The following is a 21,415-nucleotide window of genomic DNA, read 5'->3' on the forward strand; positions in this document are numbered from 1 at the left end:
GATATGGCAGGACGTGTAGCGGGCAAGATGGCCCTGGTGACGGGCGGCGCGCAGGGCCTCGGCCGCGCGCATTGCATCCGCCTCGCGCAGGAAGGCGCGCGGGTGCTGGCGACCGACATCAACGGCGCGGGCGCGGAGGAAACCGCCGCGATCATCAATGCAGAACTCGGCGAAGGCACGGCTTTCGGCACGGCGCATGACGTGACCAAGCCCGACCAGTGGGAAACCGCGATCGATGCCGCACGCGAGAAGCTCGGCGGCCTCAACGTGCTGGTCAACAATGCCGGGATCGGCGTTCCGGGCAATATCGAGGCCTGCGACTTCGGCGACTGGCAGCGCTGCTTCGACATCAACGTCAACTCGATCTTCCACGGCTGCCAGAAGGCGCTCCCCCTGATGCGCGAGCACGCGCCCGGCTCGATCATCAACATCTCGAGCATCGCCGGGCTGATCGCGAGCGACACCATGCCGGCCTACAACGCCAGCAAGGCGGCGGTGTGGATGCTCTCGAAGTCGATCGCGCTGCATTGCGCCAAGAAGGGGATGCAGATCCGCTGCAACTCGGTCCACCCGACCTTTGTCGATACGCCCATCCTGGACGGCACCGCGCGCGCCCATGCGCTCGACAAGGAAGTGCTGATGGAGAAGCTGGCGCGGCAGATCCCGCTGAAGTTCGTCGGCGAGCCCAACGACATCGCCAACGCGGTGCTCTATCTCGCGAGCGACGAGAGCCGCTTCATGACCGGCGCCGAATTGAAGCTCGATGGCGGCATTTCGGCGATGTAAAGAGAGAGGGGCCGCAAAGGGCCCCTCCCGGTTGTTCAGATCGGTGTGCAGCGGCCCGAAAACCGGGAACTGCTTTTCAGTCGCTGCACTCAATCGGCGATCAGCGCGATCGCAAGGTAGATCAGCACCGGGGCGCCGAAGCCGAGGAGCGTGGCGGCGACGAAGCCGATACGGACCAGCAGCGGGTCGATGTTGAAGTAGTTGCCGATCCCCGAGCACACGCCGGCGAGCTTGGCATTGCCCTTGTCGAGGCGGAAGCTGCGGCTCGGCGGGGTGCCGCCCGATTTCCTGAGGTCATTCATCGTGGTCGAACTCCTGTGAAAGCGTGGGGCGATCAGGCCATCAGCGCCGGGCTGGCGGGGATGATCGCATAGGCGAAGCTGGCAACCGTCAGGATGACAGCGAAAGCGGCCGAAGCAAAGCGGGCGGTGTTGTCATTGCCGAACATGGGTCTTGGGTCCTTATACAGAGAGGGTGTTGCGGGCGATCAGGCGACCAGCGAGGGGCTGGCGGGGATGATCGCGTAGGCGAAGAAGGCTGCCGAGATCACGACCGAGAAGGCGGCGGCGAAGAGGCGGCTCGAGGTTTCGTTGGCGTACATGTTGGGTCTCCTGTTGCTGTGTTCCGGGGCTGTCCCGGGGATGCCAGGTACTTTGCATCACCCGTGCCAAACTCGAAAAATGGCCGAATTCCGCCCTTTTCCATCTTTCGCCCCGCAAACGCCTCGTTAAGCAAAACGAAAGCTTGGGAAAATTTGCCAAGGATTGGGATCGGCGATTTTGCGACCGCCGCACTGGCCAAACCGCCCCCCTCCCGCTACCCCCGCAAGGGCCATGGGCCTCAGCCGCATCAGCCTCGAAAACTTCCGCAACCACCCCGCGACCTCGCTCGCAGAGACCGCGCATTTCAACCTGCTGGTGGGCGAGAACGGGGCGGGCAAGACCAATCTTCTCGAAGCGCTCTCGCTGCTCGGCCCCGGGCGCGGCCTGAGGCGCGCGAACCTCGGCGATCTCGCGCGGCGTACCGCGCCAGGCGCTCCGCCCCTCCCCTTCGCCATCGGGGCGAGCCTGACCGAGGCGGGCACGGTCTCGGCGCGGCTCGGCACCTATACCGAGGACGGCGCGCCCCAGCGGCGGCTGGTGCGCGTCAACGGCGCCCCCGCGACCGCCGCGAGCCTTGCCGAGTGGCTCGCCCTGTCATGGCTCACCCCGGCGATGGACGGGCTGTTCACCGACAGCGCGGGCGCGCGGCGGCGGTTCATGGACCGCATGGCCTTGGCCCTCGCCCCCGATCACGCGCGGCGGGTGAACGCGCTCGAAGCGGCGCTGCGCGAACGCGGCAAGCTGCTCGAGACCGGCGGCGATCCGCGCTGGCTCGATGCTATCGAGGCGCAGGCGGCCGATCACGGCGCGGCGGTCGCGCGCGCCCGCGCCGAGCTGGTGCTGCGCCTCGCCGACGAGCTTTCCGCTCTACCGCCGGAGCCCTTCGCGCGGCCCACCCTTACCTACCGTCCCGGCGGCCCGTCCGACGAGACCGCCCTTCGCGCCGAGCTCGCCCGCGGCCGCCCGCGTGACCGTGCCGCAGGCCGCGCGCTCACGGGGCCTCAACGCGACGAGCTCGAGGTGCGCATGGCCTCCACCGGCCAGCCTGCCGCCACCTGCTCGACCGGCGAGCAGAAGGCGATGCTGATCGCCATCACGCTGGCCCACGGCATCCTTGCCGCCGCCGGGCGCCCCTCGGTTCTGCTGCTCGACGAGGTCGCCGCGCATCTTGATCCCGTCCGCCGCGCCGAGCTGTTCCGGCGGCTGCGCGAGGGCCGCGCGCAGGTGTGGATGACGGGCACCGAACTCGCCCCCTTCGAGGCCCTGCGCGGCGAGGCCGCGGTGTGGCGGGTTTCGGGCGGCGGCGTGGAGCGGCTTTAGCGCGCAGGCGTCGCGGCGGGTGCAGGCGCAGGCAGCGCGCCCTCCACCTCGTCCAGCGTCGCGGCCACCAGCCGTTCGATGCCGTCGGCGGTCGGGTGGATGCGGTCCGACTGGAACAGCGAAGGATCGCGATAGATCGTCTCGAGCCAGAAGGGGATCAGCGTGGCGCCATATTCCTTCGCCAGATCGGCATAGATCGCATCGAACTGCGCCTGATATTCCGGCCCGTAATTGGGCGGGCTGCGCATCCCCATCAGCAGCACCGGCACCTTCTCGCGCTTGAGGATCGCGAGCATCTTGCCGAGGTTTGCCTTCGTCTCCTCCGGCTTCAGCCCGCGCAGCAGGTCGTTGCCGCCAAGCTCGAGAATGAACAGCGCCGGGGGCGTCTTCTGCGCGGCGAGGGTGAATTCGAGCCGCTGCAAGCCCGCCGCCGTCGTATCGCCCGAGACGCCTGCGTTGATCACGTCGGCATTGATCCCCTTGGCGCGCAGCGCGGCCTCGAGCTTCTCGGGATAGGCATCGCGCGGGTCGAGGCCGTAGCCGGCGAAGAGGCTGTCGCCGAAAGCGATCACCTTGCGCTCGGGCCCCATCACCGGGATCGCGGGGAGCGCGGGCTCGCCATCCTCGGCGATCTCGGGGGCATTGGCGGCGTCCTCGGCCGCATCCGAGCAGGCCGCCAGCACCAGCAGCGCGCCCGCAACGCCGGCAAAATTCGACCAAGAGCGCTTGTGCATCCGCGAGCCTTCCATACCTGTAGCTTGTTGCTCCCCCCCACCTATGCCATCGGAACCTAGTGACAAGTCCCTCTCTCGCAATCAGCGCCCGCAACCTCACCCTGACCCTCGGCGGCACCGCTTCGCCGGTGACGATCCTGCGCGGGATCGATCTCGATGTGCCGCAGGGCCAGGTCGTCGCGCTGCTCGGCCCTTCGGGATCGGGCAAAAGCTCGCTGATGGCGGTGCTCTCGGGCCTCGAACGTGCGAGCGGGGGGAGCCTCGAGGTGGCGGGCGCCGATTTCGCAGCGCTGGATGAAGACGGGCTTGCCGCCGCGCGGCGGGGCCGGATCGGGATCGTGCTCCAGGCCTTCCACCTGCTCCCCACCATGACCGCGGCCGAGAATGTCGCAACCCCGATGGAACTGGCGGGAATGCCCGACGCGAGCCCCCGCGCGCTCGCCGAGCTGGAGGCGGTCGGCCTCAGCCATCGCACGGGGCACTATCCCACCCAGCTTTCGGGCGGCGAGCAGCAGCGCGTCGCCATCGCCCGCGCGACCGCCCCGCGACCAGGGCTGATCTTCGCCGACGAGCCGACCGGCAACCTCGATGCCGCGACCGGCGAGGAGATCATCAAGCTGCTCCTCGCACGGCGTGCCGAGACCGGGGCGACGCTGCTGATCATCACCCACGATGCCGCGCTCGCCGCGCGCTGCGAGCGGGTGCTGACCATGGCAGACGGCATGATCGTCTCGGACACGGCGGCCGCATGAGCCTTCCGTTTTCGACCGCCTGGCGCATCGCCCGGCGCGATCTCAACGCGCGCTTCCGGGGCCTGCGCCTCCTGCTGGTGTGCATCTTCCTCGGCACCGCCGCGCTCGCCGCGATCGGCACGCTGACCGCGGCAATCGAGAACGAGCTTGCTTCCAGCGGGCAGGAACTGCTCGGCGGCGATATCGAGGTCGAGGTGTGGCAGCGCGATCTGCGCCCCGACGAGGTAAAGGCGCTCTCCGCCTATGGCACGATCTCCAGCGGCTACCGCATGCAGGCGATGGCGAGCACGCCCGAGGCCGCCGCGCCGATCGAATTGAAGGCGGTTGACGGCAAGTGGCCGATGTTCGGCACATTGCTGCTCGCCGACGGCCGCAAGGTTGCAGCGCCCACCGGCAAGGACGCCTGGGTCGCCGCCACCGCGCTTGAACGGCTCGGGATCAAGGTCGGCGAGAGCTTCAAGGTCGGCACCGTCACGCTCCGGGCAGCCGGCGTCATCGCGGACGAGCCCGACCGGCTGTCCGAGGGCTTCCAGCTCGGCCCCACGATCATCGTCGCGCAAGGCGTGCCCGCCGAGGCCGGCTTGCTGGCCCCCGGCGCACTCTACCAGAGCAAGACCCGCGTCGCCTTCGCCAATCCCGCGCGCGATCCTTCCGCGGTCGAGGAGGCCATCGCGGAGCGCTTCCCCACCGCCGGCTTCGACATCCGCACCCGCGACCGCGCCTCGCCCGGCGCAGACCGCTTCGTGCGGCAGATGAGCGATTTCCTCACGCTGGTGGGCCTTGCCGCGCTGGTGATCGCGGGGATCGGGATTGCGGGCGGCGTGTCGTCCTATCTCGACCAGCGCCGCGCGAGCATCGCGACGCTGAAGGTGCTGGGGGCGACCTCCGCCGACATCGTGCGCATCTATGCCATGCAGATCGGCGTCGCGGCGCTTGCGGGGAGCCTCGCCGGGCTCGCGGCGGGCGTGCTCGTCACCCCGCTGCTGGCGAGCGCGCTGCAAGGCCTGTTGCCGGTCGAGAGCGGCTTCATCATCTCGCCCCCCGCCCTGCTGCTGGCGGCGTCTTACGGCCTGCTGGTGGCCTTCGCCTTTGCCGCTGCACCCCTGCTGCGCGCGCGGACCTTCCCTGCCATGGCGCTGATGCGCTCCGGCATCGTGCCGCTGGCGCGTGACCGGCGGGCGTTGCTCGCCACCGGGATCGGCATTGCTGGCGTCTGCGCGCTCGCGCTGCTGACCACTGCGCAGCCAATGCTCTCGGGCGGGTTCCTGCTCGGCGCGGGCGGCGCGCTGGCGCTGCTGGCCGGGATCGGCTGGGGCATCCAGACCCTCGCCCGCCGCCTGCCGAGGCCGCGCAACCCGCTGCTCAGGAGCGCGATCGCCAACATTCACCGCCCCGGCGCGCCGACCGGCGCGCTGGTCACGGCATTGGGCTTCGGCCTCGCCGCCTTCGTGCTGCTCGCCGCCGTCCAGAGCGCGATCGACGGCAACATCGCCCGCCGCGTGCCGATGGAGGCGCCCGATTACTTCGTGCTCGACGTGCCGGTCGCCAAGGAGCCGCGCTTCTTCGCACTGGTCCAGCGCGAATTCCCCAAGGCCGCGCTGCGCACCGTCCCCACCCTGCGCGGCGCGGTGCTCGCCTATGGCCCCAAGGACAAGCGCACCCGCGTCGCCGATCTCGAGGAGATCCCCGAGGGCGCCTGGGTGCTGCGCGGCGAGCGCGCGCTGACCTATGCCGACACCACGCCCGAGGGCAACCGCGTGATCGCGGGCCAATGGTGGAGCCCGTTCCACAAGGGCGAGCCGCTGGTCTCGATCGACGCCGAATTCGCCCGCGCCGTCGGCCTCGAGGTCGGCGACTACCTCACCATCGGCATCCTCGGCACCGAGCGCACCGCGCGCATCGCCAATATCCGCGAGATCGACTGGGAGAGCATGGGCTTCAACTTCGTGCTGGTGTTCAGCCGCAATGCGATAAGCGACGCGCCGCACAACCTTTCGGCGACCATCGACCTGCCCGAGGGCGCCGATCCCGCCGCGCGCGGCCGCCTGCTGCGCGCGCTGGTCAAGGAAATGCCTTCTTCCTCGGTGATCGAGGTGGGCGGCATCCTGGTCGAGGCGCGAAAGCTGCTCGAGCAAGTGAGCCTTGCAACCCTCGCCGCGGCCGCGGTGACGGTGCTGGCAGGGCTCGCGGTGCTGATGGGCGCGATCGCTGCGGCGCGCGCGGCGCGCACTTACGATACGGTGATGCTGCGCGTGCTCGGGGCGAGCCGACGGCAGATCCTGCTGTTGCAGCTTGCCGAATATGGCCCCCTCGCCGGACTGCTGGCGCTGGTCGCGCTCGCGCTTGGCGGCGGGCTTGCCTGGGTGGTCATCACCCAGCTGTTCGAGTTCGACTGGCTGCCCGACTGGGGCGAGGTGCTGGGCGTGCTCGGCCTGGGCACCGCCCTGGTGCTCGGCTTCGCGCTCGCCGGCTCGCTGCCCCTGCTGGGGGCGAAACCGGCAAGAGCGCTGCGCGAGCTCTAGGCGAAGACCGACTCCAACCGCTCCGCCCCGCCGCCGGTCACCTCGTTGTGCAGCGCCGCCATGAAGGACGAGGCGAACATCATGTAGACCACGAAAGCGGGCAGGAACACGAACGGCAGCAGCAACAGCAGCAGCGGCGCGCCCGAAGCGGGATCGGCATTCACCGCACTGGTGAACACCAGCCCGAAGGGCAGGCCGAGCGCCACCAGCGTCAGCAACCCGTAAGCGACAAGCGCAAGGAAGATGCCGAGCACCCGCCCCCGCGTCACCGTCCAGCTGCGCCGGATCGCGGCGATCGGATTGAACACCTGATCCACTGCCACCACCGGCACCAGCACTGCGAGGCGGCAGGCGAGATAGGCCATCACGGGCAGGAACAGCAGAAGCAGGCCGATGCCGACGATGCCCCCGGCCGTGCCGCCGCCCAAGCCGGCCACGCCCGCCACGCCGAACACCAGCGCCGCGAGTGCGAAATAGCCGACCGCGAGGATCACCGAGATCACGAAGAACGGCAGCGCGCTCTTGAACCCGCGCGCCATCGCATTGCCGAAGGAGGCCTCCTCGAGCGGCGAGGCCAGCGTCACCATCGCCGCCTGCTGCGCGAGTACCAGCACCAGATAGGCGCCGTAGAACAGCACCATGAAGAGGATGAGGAAGATGCCCATGCCGGTGATCGCGGCCGGATCATCGAACCCTGCCCCGATGCCCACCGCACCTGCCGCGCCCATGATCGCCAGAATGATCGTGAGGAACACCGAGCCCACCATCTGGATCGCGAAGAACACCGCGAACATGCCGAGCAGAAGCCAGAAGCGCTGGCGCAGCATCGCCCAGCTGGTCGCAAACACGCGTCCGATATCGATCATGAAAGTCCCCTTGCGGTCATCCCCTTGCCGCAAGGTGCAGGATGCATGGGACAAATGCCCGATGCAAATGGAAAAGCCGGCAGTGCGGCGCGGCGCTATTCGAACAGGGCTGCATCGATCGCGACCGCGCGCGGATCCTCGCCGTAGCGGTTGGCGCCGGGGGTGCCCCCTGCCAGCATCAGCCACAGGAACCAGCCCACGCCGAGATAGGGCAGGAACATCACGGTCAGCATCCAGCCGCTGGTGTTGTGATCGTGCACCCGCCGCACCTGCAGCGCGAGGGTCGGCAGGCCGAAGACCAGCATCCAGAGCGCCAGCACCGCCAGCACGAGGTTCTCGCGGAGCGGCCCGTCGGGCAGGAGCGTGAGCAGGTTGAAGGCCGCGGCAAGAAAGCCGAACTGCCACAGGACGAAGCCCCAGTACTCGCCCCGGCGCGCGCGGCCGCGGAAATCGAGGCTGCGGCGCAGGGGCTGGACGAGGCTCGCGAACATGTGCGCTTCATCCCTCGCCGCGCAAGGCCGCGCAAGCCCCCGCAAGGCACTGCTCCACAAAGCGAAAGGGCCCCGCACCGCAGTGCGAGGCCCCTCCCCCGTTGCCTTGCGAAAAGGCGACTTAGAACTTGAAGCGCACGAGGCCGCCATAGGTGCGCGGCTGGCTCGGATAGCCCGAGACCGTGCCGGCCTGCGCGACGCCGTCGAACACCGTGATGATGTACTGGTCGTCAAGCAGGTTGCGCGCCCAGGCGCCGACTTCGAGCCCGTTCGAAAGCTGGAAGATCATCGAAGCGTTGACCAGGTTGACCTCGCGCTGGAAGATCCGCGGATCGCGGCGCGCGGTCACCGGACCATTGAAGGTCGGCAGGCCGTTGTTGATGTCGACATTGCTTTCGTGGCTGTAGTCGATGCGGCTGATCAGCTTGTTGTCGCCGATCTCGAGCGTGTGGGTCGCCGAGGTCGCGATGCTCCAGCCCGGGATGCCGCCGGGACGGAAGCCGGTGAGGTCGCCCACCGGGCTTTCGGTGAAGCTGTCGAACGTCGGGTCGAGGTGGGTGGTGGCGAAGGTGAAGACCAGATTGTCGCTCGGACGGATCGTGGCGTCGAGTTCGAAGCCGCGCACCGACTGCTGACCGGCGTTGTTCAGCTGGAAGCCGGTGCCGGTGAACAGGAAGCTCTGGAAGCCGGTGATGGTCTGGTCGAACACCGCGACGTTGAGGCCGAAGCCGTCCCACTGGCCCTTGAAGCCGACCTCATAGACCTCGGCATTTTCCGGGCCGGCGAAGCGCGAACCGGTGGAGAGGTTCGGGATGCCGAGGCCGGCATTGGTGATCGGCGAGGCCGGAGCGGCAAAGCTCGAGCGGCCCGGCCCCGGAATATAGTCGCCGAAGGACGGGCGGCTGTCGCGCGAGAGATTGACCGAGCTCGCCTTGAAGCCGGTCGCGTAGCTGAAGTAGACGTTGATCTCGGGCGATACCTGATAGGCGATGCGGCCGAGGTAGGTGAGCTTGTCGTCGCGGGTCTGGCCCGGTTCGACCGCGTTCGGGATGGTCAGGAACGGCGGCTGGAACTGGAACGCCGACAGGCCGAGCAGCGGGTTGAGCGTGGGGTTGGTCGCCGCGGCGAGCAGTGCCTGCTGATTGGCGGCTGGAAGCGCCTGGAATTGCGCCCGGCTGGTGACCGCACCGGCCGTCGCACCGGTGATGAAGGCATCGACGAGGTTGATGTTCGCCAGCTCGTCGAAGGCCTGGCCCGCCAGCGCGAAATCCTTCTTGTCGTCGGTGTAGTTGAAGCCGCCGGTGATCACGAGGCCATCGATCGGCTCGAAATCGACGGTGCCGAACACCGACCAGGCGGTGTTGTCCATCGCATACTGCTCGGCCGTCAGCGGCCCGGCGCTGAAGATCGAGCCCTGCGGCAGGCCGAGACCCGCTTCCACCCCGTTGAAGGTCAGCGGGTTGCCCGCGAGTAGCGCGAAGAAGGTGCGCGCGTCGGGCCCGGTGGTGAGGCGGCTGTCCTGGGTGATCGATTCATCGAAGTAGAAGCCGCCGAGCAGGAAGTTGATCGGGCCGTCGAAGTCCGAGGTCAGGCGCAGTTCCTGAGTGAAGGTCTTCACTTCCTGGTCGCGCGTTTCGGTCACGATGTCTGCGCTGGTGAAGTCGACGTCCTGGTCGAGGAAGTTCTTCAGCTCGCGGTAGGCGGTGATCGAGGTGAAGGTCAGCGGACCGGTGCTCCAGTCGGCCTGGATCGAGCCGCCGTAGTTGTCGACGGTGTTGCGCGGCACCTGGCTGAGGAAGGTGTTGTAGCTGAAGAAGTCGGTGTCGAGCGCGCCGCCCACCCCGACGATGGCGGGCGCCGTCGGGCCGGCGACGAGAGTCGAGACCTGGCAGCACACTTCGTCGATGTTCGAGTAGTCGCCGATGATGCGGATCCGGACATCCGGGGTCGGCTCGATCAGCAGCTGGCCGCGCGCCGACCAGCGGTTGCGGTCCGAGAGCTCCTCGTCGAGGTTGACGATGGTGGCATAGCCGTCACGCCGGTTGTAGCTGCCGTCGAGCGCGAAGGCGATGTTATCGGTGATCGGGCCGGTCACTTCGCCCTTGACGATCAGCGCGTTGTAATTGCCGTAGCTGATCTCGCCCTGACCGCCGAACTCGAATTGCGGCTCCTTGGTGACGACCGAGATCACGCCGGCCGATGCATTCTTGCCGAACAGGGTCGATTGGGGCCCGTTCAGCACTTCGATGCGCTGGACCCCGTTGAGGTCGGACAGCGCCGCGGCCGAGCGCGAGCGGAACACGCCGTCGATGAACACGCCGACCGAGGGCTCGATCCCGAAGTTGTTGTCGCCGTTGCCGAAGCCGCGGATGATGAAGGTGGTGGCCGAAGCGCTCTGCAGCTGGCTGACGCGCAGCGAGGGGGTGACGGTCTGGAGGTCGAGAATGTCGCGGATCTGCGCCTGCTCGAGCGTCTCGCCGCTGGTCACCGAGACCGAGATCGGGGTTTCCTGCAGGGTCTGCTCGCGCTTGGACGCGGTGACGATGATGACGTTGCTGCTTTCCGGGTCATCGACCGCCGGCTCTTCGGCGTCCTGCGCGAGCGCCACGCCGGGCATGGCAAGGCAGGCAGCGCCCGCGAGCAGGGTGAATCGATATGCGCCGGCAGCGCCGGTGAAGGTCGAACGCATGGAAGCTCCTCTCCAAAAATCCCGCGACCCCGGCGCCCTTCTTGGGCACGCACCGTCCCAGTGCGCTCTCTCCCGTGATCGTGTGGCGGCGGTGATAAGCCAGCGGGGCGTCCGCCACAAGCGGCAGGCTGGCACTTTTGAGGGGCAAGTGACACGAATGTTGCGGAAGAGTCACAGTGGCAACGAGGCGAAATCGGGTGACTTGCAGCCCGCCACGATGCGCAGCTGACCATTTGACGTTACGGAAACGGCAGGCGGCTGCTGGCCGATGACAAAACCCGATTGCCTCGTCACGGGCTTATGATAAACCGTTGTCGGGGGTGCAAAATGTCGGAAGTCCAAAAGCGCATTCTGGCTTGGGTCGCGATCTTCCTGCTGGCACTTGCAACTGCCTACGCGCTGTTGCTCGCTTCAACCGCCTCTGCAGAGGCCATGGTCCAGCCGACCGGCAAAGCCGAAGAGGTCAGGCTGACAGCGGCCTGGCGCTATGCCGCCTTCATGATGAGCAACGGCGCCGTGGTCTCGGGCATATTCGCAACCTTCATGGCGATCGTGAGCTTTGCCGTCAGCAGGGTGACGGAGATCTACACGCGCATTTATGAGGTCGCGGCCATCGTCATCTTGTGCCTGATCGGCATCGCAGCCTCGACTTCGGCCATGGTCGAGGTAAGCGACGCGGTGTCCAACGGCGGGATGGACTTCTACCTGTTCAACGCGACACCCTTTGCCCGTGCTTCCGAGCTGATCATCGGCTTCTTCGGCAGCATGATCGGCTGGTTTGCAAGCTTCATGGCCTCGGTGCTTGGGGTGAGCCTCGCTGACAAGGACGGTGTCCTGCGCAAGCTTTTCTAGCACGTACCATCAACACGCAGAGCGCTTGGCGCGCACGAGAAAGGGGCTGGACATGCGGTGTATCGGGGCAATGACGATCGCGGCCTTCGCCGCGTTGGCGGCGGCATCGCCCGGCTTCGCGCAGGAGGCGAAGAAGGCGATCATCGTCGAAACCCCCGACCCGGGAGCGCGCGAGGTCCGCTTCGATGGCACCGAGACATTCAGTCGCCAGAATTTCACCCACACCGCATCGGTGTCCTTGGGCGGGGGATCGGTCGCGAAGGATATCTCGATCGATTTCGGGGACTTCGACCTTCCGCTCAGGCTCGTGATCAGTCCCCGGCGGTCGGGCAACCTCGCCTTCGCGGTGGCGCGTCCGCGCTTCACGACCTGCACCGGTGCCGACGTGCGGCGGGTCAGCCAGGCTGCGGTCACTGGCTCCACCAACGAACGCCTGAGCCTGATGGCCGAGGCCCGCCGCCTCATCCAGCTGTGCGGCGTGCTCCCCAACGAGGTGCCCAAGCTGGTGCGCAAGTATTACGAGGCGAGTTGCTCGCTGGCGGGAGACTCGCCGCCGATCTTCGAGATCCACCGCGACGCCGCCACCCGCTTCCGCCAGCTACCCGACAGCCCGGAAAAGCGAACCGCCTTGGGGAACTGCACCGGGCGCGGCCAGGGTGCCGACGTGCGTCAGACCTGGAGCCTCGCAAAGACGTCCGATCCGGCCGCTGCGCGGCTGCTGACCGCCGAACTGCTGGAAAAGGCGCGAGACCCAGAATGGCAGGAGGCGTTCGATGCCGTGAGTATCGACGCCGAACTGGTGGAACGCCTGGAGGTGAACCTGATCAAGCAGCAGCAGATCGCGGCCTCCCGGGAAAGCGATCTCGCCGCCGCCATCGGCTATACTAACGAACTGGAGAGGCTTGCGCGGGACGAAGAGTTCGGTGATGCGGTCAGGGCCGAGCGGCTGTCTACCGAAGGCCTCGAAAAGGACCGCGCATGGTTCGAAGCGCGGATGAATCGCGACGAATAGCGGCGCGATGCTGATCCTGTCCCTCGCTGAACAACGGGGGCGCGCATTTTCATGAGTGCATCGCTTGCCCCTCCGGCAAGTCTCGGCTAGTGGCGCGCGAGTTTTATTGCGCCGCACAATCGCGCTCCCTCTCACAGCCGAGTTTTCGATGTCTTCAGCTCTTCGCAACGTGGCGATCATCGCGCACGTCGACCATGGCAAGACCACGCTGGTCGACCAGCTCTTCCGCCAGTCGGGCACCTTCCGCGACAACCAGCGGGTCGAGGAGCGCGCGATGGATTCGGGCGATCTCGAAAAGGAACGCGGGATCACCATTCTCGCCAAGTGCACCAGCGTCGAGTGGGAGCAGGACGGCCAGACGACCCGCATCAACATCGTCGACACCCCCGGCCACGCCGACTTCGGCGCGGAGGTGGAGCGCATCCTCTCGATGGTCGACGGCGTCATCCTGCTGGTCGACAGCGCGGAAGGCGCGATGCCGCAGACCAAGTTCGTCACCGGCAAGGCGCTCGCGCTGGGCCTCAGGCCGATTGTCGTCGTCAACAAGATCGACCGTCCCGACGGCCGCCCGCAGGAAGTGCTCGACGAGGTGTTCGACCTCTTCGTCAGCCTCGATGCCAATGACGAGCAACTCGAATTCCCGGTGCTCTACGCTTCCGGGCGCGACGGCTATGCCAGCGAGGACGAGACCCGCCGCGAAGGCACGCTCGCCCCGCTGTTCGCCAAGATCATCGAGCACGTGCCCGCACCCGGCCTCGACCCTGACGCCAAATTCAGCTTCCTCGCCACGCTGCTCGACCGCGACAACTTCATGGGCCGCGTGCTGACCGGCCGCGTCCAATCGGGCACGATCCGCGTCAACGATCCGATCCACGCGATCGACATGGACGGCAAGGTGATCGAAACCGGCCGCGCGACCAAGCTGATGAGCTTCGACGGGCTCGAGCGCGTCCCCGTCGAAGTCGCGCGCGCGGGCGACATCATCGCGCTCGCCGGGCTCGAGAAGGCGACCGTCGCCAACACCATCTGCGATCCCTCGGTCACCGATCCGATCGCCGCCCAGCCGATCGATCCGCCGACGCTGGCGATGCGCTTCTCGGTCAACGACAGCCCGCTCGCCGGGCGCGAGGGCAGCAAGGTGACGAGCCGCATGATCCGCGACCGCCTGCTGCGCGAGGCCGAAACCAACGTCGCGATCCGCGTCACGGAATCCGAGGACAAGGACAGCTTCGAGGTCGCCGGGCGCGGCGAATTGCAATTGGGCGTCCTCATCGAGACGATGCGCCGCGAAGGCTTCGAGCTCGGCATCAGCCGCCCGCGCGTCCTCTTCCGCGAGGAAGACGGCAAGCGCATGGAGCCCTACGAGACCGTCGTCATCGACGTCGATGACGAGCACTCGGGCACGGTGGTCGAGAAGATGCAGCGCCGCAAGGCCGACCTTGCCGAAATGCGCCCCTCGGGGCAGGGCAAGACCCGCATCACCTTCTCCGCGCCCTCGCGCGGGCTCATCGGCTACCACGGCGAATTCCTGTCCGACACCCGCGGCACCGGGATCATGAACCGGCTCTTCGAGAAATACGGCCCCTACAAGGGCCCGATCGAAGGCCGCATCAACGGCGTCCTCATCTCCAACGGCGACGGCGAGGCGGTGGCCTATGCGCTCAATTCCCTGGAAGAGCGCGGCACGCTGTTCATCAGCCCGCAGATGAAGGTCTATGAAGGCATGGTGATCGGCGAGAACGCCAAGCCCGAGGACCTCGAGGTCAACCCCCTCAAGGCCAAGCAGCTCACCAACATCCGCTCGAGCGGCAAGGACGACGCGATCCGCTTGACGCCGCCGCGCCGCATGAGTCTCGAACAGGCGATCGCCTATATCGACGACGACGAGATGGTCGAAGTGACCCCGCAATCGATCCGCCTCAGGAAGGCGATCCTCGACCCGCACGAACGCAAGAAGGCACGGCGCAAGAAGGAGGATTGAGGGGGCTGCCGGCGCCGTTCGCAGCATTGCGGGCTGCGAATGTGCACGGTAAGCCTCCGGCAAGACCGGTGATCCGTTGCTGCCGGTCGAACGCCCAAGGGGGGGCTCACGGGTGCAGGGGGCGTTGCCATATAGGCTTGATATTGACGGGCTGCGCGCCGTGGCGGTGCTTCCCGTGGTGCTCTACCATGCCGGGGTTACCGGATTCAGCGGCGGCTTTGTCGGCGTCGACGTCTTTTTCGTCATTTCGGGTTTTTTGATCACGACAATTGTCCAAAAGGACATCTCCGACGAGCGCTTTTCGCTCATGTCATTCTACGCACGCCGCGCGCAGCGTATCCTGCCAGCGCTTGCAGCGGTAATGATCGTCTGCATCTCACTCGGTTGGTTCCTGTTGGTTCCGTCAGAGTTTGAGCGGCTCGGTCGCGCAACGCGAGCAGCGGCGCTGTTCGCTTCAAACTTCCATTTCGCTCGCTCGTCCGGTTACTTCGCGCCAGCAGCAGACTACGAACTCCTGCTGCACACTTGGTCGCTAGCGGTCGAGGAACAATTCTACCTCGTTTTCCCGCTGTTATTGGTGACGATTGCAGCAATGCGTTGGTCGCGGTATCTTCTTGCGATTGTTGCAGTCGTCTCGGCGGCGTCGCTGGCGGCTTCGGTGGCGTTGCTCGAGAGCGTACCCGACTACGTTTTCTATCTGAGCATGTTCAGGGCCTGGGAACTGGGCGTGGGCGCGATGCTGGCGATGGCTGCGCATCCTGCTCCTAGAAATCGGGTTTTACGCGAAGCAATCGGCCTTGCGGCCTTGGCGGCGATCCTTGTTCCTGTATTCCTTTACGACACCAGAACCCCGTTTCCAGCCATGGCGGCCCTGCCGCCCGTGCTCGGCGCAGCTGCGCTGATCTGGATCGGACGAGGCGATCAAGAAAGCGCCGTCACCAGCCTGTTGGCGACGCCTCCTATGGTGGCAATCGGCCTCGTGTCCTATTCCCTCTATTTATGGCATTGGCCTGTCCTCACTTTCCTGAGGATCTTTGAAGGGATAGTAATCCTAACGTCGACCCAGATCGCAGGGGCGCTGGCGGTGTCCTTTGTCATCGCGTGGCTGTCCTACCGCTTTATCGAGCAGCCCTTTCGCGCCGGTGCTACGCAAAGTGCGGTGGGGAACCGCACGGCCCTGCTGATTTGCTCTGCGGTCTTCGCTGTCCTCGGCTGGATCGGCTACGCGGTGAAGGATGCCCGCGGGGTGCCTTCGCGCCTTTCGCCAGGCACCTTGCACATTGCCAACGCCACCGCAGACCACAACCCCGATTCAAGGGACTGCCTCCGCCGCCCGCCGACCGAGGATCTCTGCCCCATCGGAACGGCCGCGCCTCCCAAACGTCCGATTGACTTTGTGCTGATCGGAGACAGTCATGCAGAAATGCTGCGTGCGGGATTGCACGCCGCTGCCCATGATGCCGGTCAGTACGGCTACTTCATCGGCAAGGTGGGCTGCGTGCCGATGCCATACATCAGGCGTGATGTCGGCAGTTTGGACTGCCGCGACTATCAGGCGGCGCTCTGGTCGTGGCTTGAAGAACGGCGTGACATCAAGGTCGTCATAGTCGCCATGCGGTGGACGATTCTCGTGGAGGGGCATGAAATCGGCGGAGTTCACCGTGAGAGTGACGATTGGCGCTGGAGCGGACCTGTGGCGGGCCGTCCCGGATCAAGCTCCAATGAAGCAGTCATCGAAGCGGCTGTCGCGGCGATGGTCGATCGTCTGGTCGCGGACGGACGCCGGGTGGTGCTGGTCGGGCCGGTGCCAGAGCCGGGTTACCAAGTACCGACCGTGACAGCGCGCAGGCACATGCTGGGCCTCATGCCGAGAGCCTATGTGTCAGAGGCCGAGTTCGCCGCACGCACAGGCCGCACGGAACGGCTGCTACAGCGGATCGCGGCAAAATCGCCAAATGTTCAATACTTGCCTTTGTCTGACCTGTTCTGCCAGCGGGGCTTCTGTCGCAGCAGAAACCCCGACGGCATCCCGCTTTACTTCGACGACGATCACGTTACCCGGACGACCGCGGCGACCCTATTGCGGCCCCGGTTCGATGCCATTTGGGCGATCGACGGCCGGTAAGACAAAGATACACAACGCATCCCGGCTGAGAGATGGCCAAGCGGTGCGCGCCTTGTTACCCCATGCCCCCATGAACACCTACACCCTCGCCGCGCTGGCGGCCTATTTCCTCCTGATGATCGCCATCGGCGTCTATGCCTGGGCCAAGACCCGGGCGACGTCCGAAGGCTATCTGCTCGCCGGCCGCAATCTCGGGCCGGCGGTGACGGCGCTCAGTGCGGGGGCGAGCGACATGTCGGGGTGGCTCCTGCTGGGCTTGCCGGGGGCGCTGTTTGCCTCCGGGCTGGTCGAGGCGTGGATCGCGATCGGGCTCACCATCGGCGCGGGGCTCAACTGGGTCATCGTCGCCCCGCGCCTGCGCGAGCAGACCGAGCGGCTGGGCGATGCGCTGACCATTCCGCAGTTCCTCGCCAACCGTTTTCCGGAGGCCGGGACGCTGCTGCGCGTCACCTCGGCGGTGATCATCGTCGGCTTCTTCACCGTCTACACCGCAAGCGGCATGGTCGCCGGGGGCAAGCTGTTCGAGACCGCCTTTGCGGGCGCGCTGCCCGCCACCGGGCTCAGCGACTACATCACCGGGATCCTCGTCACCGCCGGGATCGTGCTGGTCTACACCATGATCGGGGGCTTTCTCGCGGTCAGTCTCACCGACTTCGTGCAAGGGATCATCATGATGGCCGCGCTGGTGGTGATGCCGCTGGTGATCCTGTTCGCCACACCTCCCGGCACGGTCGCCGCGACCCCGCCCGAGGGCTTCTTCAGCCTCACCCAGGGCGCCACGCTGATCGGCGTGATCAGCGCGGTCACCTGGGGCCTCGGCTATTTCGGCCAGCCGCACATCATCGTGCGCTTCATGGCGATCGACCGGGTCGAGAACGTGCCGACCGCGCGCGCGATCGGGATGAGCTGGATGGTGATCTCGCTGATCGGCGCGGTGGCGGTGGGGCTGGCGGGGCGCGCCTATGCCGACACCCATGGCCTCGTGGTGGAGGACCCCGAGACGATCTTCATACTGCTCGCACAGGTGCTGTTCCATCCGGCGGTGACCGGCTTCCTCTACGCCGCGCTGCTGGCGGCGATCATGAGCACGATTTCCTCGCAGCTGCTGGTTTCGTCCTCCTCGCTCACGGAGGATTTCTACCGCCTGTTCCTGCGCCGCAACGCGTCCGAGGCCGAGGCGGTCAATATCGGGCGGCTGTGCGTGGCGCTGGTGGCGGCGGCCGCGCTGGTGATCGCGGCCGATCCGGCGAGCGAGGTGCTGGGCCTCGTCGCCAACGCCTGGGCGGGGTTCGGGGCAGCCTTCGGGCCGCTGATCCTGCTCGCGCTGACCTGGGACAGGATGACCGGCGCGGGGGCCCTCGCCGGGCTGGTGACGGGGGCGGCGGTGGTCGCGGGGTGGATCCTGCTGGGATGGAACAAGGCGTTCCTCGGCGGGCCCGGCCTCTACGAGATCGTCCCGGGCTTTGCCGCCTCGCTTGCCGCGATCCTCGTGGTCAGCCGCCTCACCGCGCGCGCTCCCGCCACGGTGTAACCGCGCGAAGGGTGCGCGCGAAAGAGAGGATGCGAGGCGCGCTTGCGGCCCGCTTGCGGCCCGCTTGCTTCCTCCAGCAGCGGACCATCCGCCTGCGTGTCTCGCGCCCTTTCCTCCGGTCGCGCCGTCTGGCATTATGCCCGGCGGGGAGGAAAGGGCATGGCGGGACAGGCATCGGGCGGCGCGCGGATCACCGGGCTCGGCGGCATCTTCTACATCGTGAAGGACCCGGCAGCGAGCCGCGCGTGGTATCGCGATGTTCTCGGGATTGACGGCGAATACGGCCCGCAGCTCGCCTGGGCCGATGAACCGCGCGCGCACCCCTATTCGCTGATCAGCCACTTCGGCGATGATGGTTACATCAAACCGGGCACCGGCGGCTTCATGATCAACCTGCGCGTCGATGATCTCGACGGCTTCGTCGCCGCTTTGCGCGCCAAGGGCGTCGACATCCTTGGGCAGGCGGACGAGGGTTACGGCAAGTTCGCCTGGCTGCTCGACCCCGACGGGGTGAAGATCGAGCTGTGGGAGCAGGTCGAGGATCGCCTGCCCTGATCGCAGGCGCCCGTTAAGACTACCTGGTAACCGCGCAAGGTTTTCTTAACCCAGTTTCTTGCGTCACCGTTAAGGATGAATGCGCAATAGTGCCTAGCGATGCGGCACTTGGCACTTCTTTCCAGAGCGGGTTTGCTGGCGGGCGCGGTGCTGGCGCTGGCGGGCTGCGGTTCGATCGTTCCGGGCGTGGCACCGGGCGGCGCGGGCCCCGGCCCGGCGCGCACAAGCGCGAGCGCGCCGGCACGCCCGGCGGTCGCGGTCGCTTCGGCCCCGCGCTCCTACGCTCCGCGTGCCGCCGAGGCGGGCTGCCTTGCCGATCTCGGCGCGAGCGGGGCGCGGTTCGATTCCGTCCCCGACACCTATGCCGCCCCGGGGTGCAACCAGCTCGGCACGGTGCAACTGATGGCGCTGGCGGGCGACCGCGCGCCGCTCAGCATCGCCAATCTCGGGCCGGTGCAGTGCCCGGTCGCCAAGGCGTTCGGCGATTGGGCGCGTTTCGGGGTCGATCGCGCCGCGCGCCAGATCCTCGGCAGCCCGGTGGCGAAGATCGAGACGATGGGTTCGTACAATTGCCGCAACGTCGCGGGCACCGAGGTGCGCTCGGCCCATGCGCGGGCCGAGGCGATCGACGTGTCGGCCTTCGTGCTGGCGGACGGGCGGCGGATCGTGCTGAAGCGCGACTGGCAGGGCGGCGATGCGGCGACGCGCGAGTTCCTGCGGGTGGTGCACAAGAGCGCGTGCAAGCGCTTCGGGACGGTGCTCGGCCCCGAATACAACGCGGCGCATCAGGACCATTTCCATCTGGAAGGCACGGGCGCGAAGTTCTGCCGCTGAGCGACTTCGCACAGAGGATGCACGAAAAGCCGATGGCGGCCCCGCTTGCCGGTCGGCTGGCAAGCGGGGCCGCCAAGAAGACGAAACGTCAGAGCCCGGGACAGGTGCGGCCTGGAAACGAATGCGGCTGGCGCCCTCAAAGGGGGGGAAGGGCCGGGTCAGTCGCGTTCGCGTGGGGTCAGGCGCGCAGCTTGGGTTCGAGTTTCGCCTCCAGTTTCAGCCGCACCGCCTCGGCCGCGTGGCGTGCGCCGAGCTTGGTCATCATGTTGGCGCGGTGGATTTCGACGGTGCGCGGGCTGATATCGAGCTCGCGCGCGATGGCCTTGTTGCTGCTGCCCTCGGCCAGCCAGTCCAGAACTTCGCGCTCGCGCGCCGAGAGGGTGGAGATCCGGTCGCGCGCCTCGATCATGCGGCGGCGGGCGGTCCCGAACTGTTCGGCTTCCTTTTCGATGCGGAGCAGACAGCGGGTGAAACGTTCGGGATCGAGCGGCAGGGCGAGGTAATCGAGCGCGCCGGCCTTGATCGCCTCGACAATGCGGCCGGGGCGCGGCTGGACATCGACCGCGATCAGCGGGAGCCAGATCCCCAGCCTGCCGAGCCGGTCGAGGATCATGCCTACGCCGCCCTCCTCGGGCGTGTCGCGAGCGATGATGATCCCCTCCCTCGGCGGGTGAACCGCGAGTTCGGAGAGGTCACCATAGACCTCGCAGTGGTGGCCAAGCGCGAAGCCTACACGAGCCAATTCGGCGCGTTGACGGCTGCACGAGTCGATGAAGTGGAGAGAGGCTTTGCGTGTCATGTGAGCCTCTCTGCGCTAACCCATTATGGGATTCACGCAGGAGCGCCGCCGATCCGGAGGATTTACCATACCCGGAACGCATCAACATATTGATCTAGAACACGATTTTCAATCCGTATCGGAGCCAGATCAGGCCCAACCCCTAGGTGTCATCGCTGAAGCTGTAGGACGGCAGCGAATGGAAGGCCGAGCGCAGGGCATCTCCCCAACCCGATGAAATCGTGTCGAAATATTCATCCTCGGCGGTGACTCGATGCTCATGCAAAGGTTCGAAGCTGTCCTTCCCGATCACCAGCAGATCGAGCGGCAGACCAACCGAAAGGTTAGCTTTCAGAGTCGAATCGAAGCTAACCATCATCAGCTTGACCGCGTCCTCGAAGCTCATGTCCTTCTCGTAGCCGCGGATCAGGATCGGGCGGCCGTATTTGGTCTCGCCGATCTGGAAGAACGGCGTGTCCCAGCTCGCCTCGATGAAGTTGCCTTCGGGATAGATCATGAACAGGCGCGGCTGCATCCCGGCGATCTGCCCGGCGACGATCATCGTCGCGGTGAAGCGGCCCTTGCCGTCGGGGCCATTGTCCCTCTGCGCCTGTTCGATCGTGGTGCGCAGCAGCCGGCCGATCTCGGTCGCGACCTGGAACATCGTCGGGCCCTTGATGAGGCAGTTCTCGCGCTCGGAGGGGGCCTTGGTGCGCTCCTCGAGCTGGCTGATCACGGCCTGGGTGGTGGCAAGGTTGCCTGCGGTCATGACCGCGATGATGCGCTCGCCCGGCACGCTCCAGTGGAACAGCTTGCGGAAGGTCGAAATGTTGTCGACGCCGGAATTGGTGCGCGTGTCGCTCATCAGGACGAGGCCCTTGTCGAGCACCATGCCAACGCAATAGGTCATTCCATCATCCTTCCCCTTGGTCGTCCGCATCGACCGCGCCCCGCCCCGCCCTAGCGCGATGAAGGGACAAGCGCA

General features: G+C 66.8%; 20 protein-coding genes. 11 read left to right on the forward strand and 9 right to left on the reverse strand.

Features of this window, described 5'->3' with window-relative positions:
* Positions 1-3: 3 nt before the first annotated feature.
* Positions 4-786 (forward strand): SDR family oxidoreductase, encoded by a 783-nt coding sequence (locus AX692_RS17475; RefSeq protein WP_073973219.1) that lies wholly within the window; start codon positions 4-6, stop codon positions 784-786.
* Positions 787-875: 89 nt separating this feature from the next.
* Here AX692_RS17475 and AX692_RS17480 read toward each other — a convergent pair whose 3' ends face one another.
* From AX692_RS17480 to AX692_RS20365, 3 genes are read right to left on the reverse strand one after another with little or no spacing between them, the layout of a single operon-like run.
* The gene (locus tag AX692_RS17480; protein ID WP_073973220.1) at positions 876-1,088 is read right to left on the reverse strand and encodes a PspC domain-containing protein; all 213 of its coding nucleotides are present in this window, start codon (positions 1,086-1,088) and stop codon (positions 876-878) included.
* A 32-nt stretch (positions 1,089-1,120) separates the two neighbouring features.
* The gene (locus tag AX692_RS20360; protein WP_196490086.1) at positions 1,121-1,234 is read right to left on the reverse strand and encodes an enoyl-CoA hydratase; all 114 of its coding nucleotides are present in this window, start codon (positions 1,232-1,234) and stop codon (positions 1,121-1,123) included.
* 39 nt (positions 1,235-1,273) lie between these two features.
* Entirely contained in the window at positions 1,274-1,387 is a 114-nt protein-coding gene (locus AX692_RS20365) for an enoyl-CoA hydratase (protein ID WP_196490085.1), read from the reverse strand.
* Positions 1,388-1,619: 232 nt separating this feature from the next.
* On the opposite strand from AX692_RS20365, the gene recF reads away from it, so the two are divergent.
* Complete coding sequence (gene recF, locus AX692_RS17485) at positions 1,620-2,708, forward strand: DNA replication/repair protein RecF (protein ID WP_073977210.1); 1,089 nt, start codon at positions 1,620-1,622, stop codon at positions 2,706-2,708.
* Here recF and AX692_RS17490 read toward each other — a convergent pair.
* Positions 2,705-3,442: an arylesterase gene (locus AX692_RS17490; protein WP_230959654.1), complete on the reverse strand. Its 738-nt coding sequence runs from the start codon at positions 3,440-3,442 to the stop codon at positions 2,705-2,707. The two genes, recF and AX692_RS17490, sit on opposite strands and share 4 nt — an antisense overlap.
* A gap of 59 nt (positions 3,443-3,501) precedes the next feature.
* On the opposite strand from AX692_RS17490, the gene AX692_RS17495 reads away from it, so the two are divergent.
* Together AX692_RS17495 and AX692_RS17500 are read left to right on the forward strand one after the other, a co-directional pair.
* Complete coding sequence (locus AX692_RS17495; RefSeq protein ID WP_073973492.1) at positions 3,502-4,194, forward strand: ABC transporter ATP-binding protein; 693 nt, start codon at positions 3,502-3,504, stop codon at positions 4,192-4,194.
* Positions 4,191-6,716, forward strand: a complete 2,526-nt coding sequence (locus tag AX692_RS17500; protein WP_073973493.1) for an ABC transporter permease — start codon at positions 4,191-4,193, stop codon at positions 6,714-6,716. Before AX692_RS17495 ends, AX692_RS17500 begins: the two co-directional genes overlap by 4 nt.
* Here the strand turns inward: AX692_RS17500 and AX692_RS17505 are convergent.
* From AX692_RS17505 to AX692_RS17515, 3 genes are all read right to left on the reverse strand, one after another.
* Positions 6,713-7,582 (reverse strand): hypothetical protein, encoded by an 870-nt coding sequence (locus AX692_RS17505; protein ID WP_073973494.1) that lies wholly within the window; start codon positions 7,580-7,582, stop codon positions 6,713-6,715. The genes AX692_RS17500 and AX692_RS17505 overlap by 4 nt on opposite strands.
* 95 nt (positions 7,583-7,677) lie before the next feature.
* Positions 7,678-8,073: a DUF805 domain-containing protein gene (locus AX692_RS17510; RefSeq protein ID WP_073973495.1), complete on the reverse strand. Its 396-nt coding sequence runs from the start codon at positions 8,071-8,073 to the stop codon at positions 7,678-7,680.
* A 121-nt stretch (positions 8,074-8,194) separates the two neighbouring features.
* Positions 8,195-10,762 carry a TonB-dependent receptor gene (locus AX692_RS17515; RefSeq protein ID WP_073973496.1) on the reverse strand — a complete coding sequence of 856 codons (2,568 nt, stop codon included), beginning with the start codon at positions 10,760-10,762 and terminating at the stop codon, positions 8,195-8,197.
* A gap of 327 nt (positions 10,763-11,089) precedes the next feature.
* On the opposite strand from AX692_RS17515, the gene AX692_RS17520 reads away from it, so the two are divergent.
* From AX692_RS17520 to AX692_RS17550, 7 genes are all read left to right on the forward strand, one after another.
* Complete coding sequence (locus tag AX692_RS17520) at positions 11,090-11,614, forward strand: hypothetical protein (protein ID WP_073973497.1); 525 nt, start codon at positions 11,090-11,092, stop codon at positions 11,612-11,614.
* 70 nt (positions 11,615-11,684) lie between these two features.
* Positions 11,685-12,626 carry a hypothetical protein gene (locus AX692_RS17525; protein ID WP_073973498.1) on the forward strand — a complete coding sequence of 314 codons (942 nt, stop codon included), beginning with the start codon at positions 11,685-11,687 and terminating at the stop codon, positions 12,624-12,626.
* A gap of 148 nt (positions 12,627-12,774) precedes the next feature.
* Complete coding sequence (typA, locus tag AX692_RS17530; protein ID WP_073973499.1) at positions 12,775-14,607, forward strand: translational GTPase TypA; 1,833 nt, start codon at positions 12,775-12,777, stop codon at positions 14,605-14,607.
* Positions 14,608-14,719: 112 nt separating this feature from the next.
* Positions 14,720-16,732, forward strand: a complete 2,013-nt coding sequence (locus AX692_RS17535) for an acyltransferase family protein (protein ID WP_073973500.1) — start codon at positions 14,720-14,722, stop codon at positions 16,730-16,732.
* A gap of 70 nt (positions 16,733-16,802) precedes the next feature.
* Positions 16,803-18,263: a sodium/proline symporter PutP gene (gene putP, locus AX692_RS17540; RefSeq protein ID WP_073977791.1), complete on the forward strand. Its 1,461-nt coding sequence runs from the start codon at positions 16,803-16,805 to the stop codon at positions 18,261-18,263.
* Positions 18,264-18,422: 159 nt separating this feature from the next.
* Positions 18,423-18,818, forward strand: coding sequence for a VOC family protein (locus tag AX692_RS17545; protein ID WP_073973290.1), 396 nt, complete (start codon positions 18,423-18,425; stop codon positions 18,816-18,818).
* A 108-nt stretch (positions 18,819-18,926) separates the two neighbouring features.
* On the forward strand, positions 18,927-19,652 hold the full coding sequence (locus AX692_RS17550; protein WP_081095433.1) for an extensin family protein: 726 nt from the start codon (positions 18,927-18,929) through the stop codon (positions 19,650-19,652).
* Positions 19,653-19,830: 178 nt separating this feature from the next.
* Here the strand turns inward: AX692_RS17550 and AX692_RS17555 are convergent, their stop codons facing one another.
* Together AX692_RS17555 and AX692_RS17560 are read right to left on the reverse strand one after the other, a co-directional pair.
* The gene (locus AX692_RS17555) at positions 19,831-20,451 is read right to left on the reverse strand and encodes a response regulator transcription factor (protein ID WP_073973927.1); all 621 of its coding nucleotides are present in this window, start codon (positions 20,449-20,451) and stop codon (positions 19,831-19,833) included.
* Between the two features lie 142 nt (positions 20,452-20,593).
* Complete coding sequence (locus tag AX692_RS17560) at positions 20,594-21,340, reverse strand: proteasome-type protease (RefSeq protein WP_073973930.1); 747 nt, start codon at positions 21,338-21,340, stop codon at positions 20,594-20,596.
* Between the last annotated feature and the right edge of the window lie 75 nt (positions 21,341-21,415).

The sequence above is a fragment of the Erythrobacter donghaensis genome (genome assembly GCF_001557325.1).
Taxonomy (GTDB): Bacteria; Pseudomonadota; Alphaproteobacteria; order Sphingomonadales; family Sphingomonadaceae; genus Erythrobacter; species Erythrobacter donghaensis_B.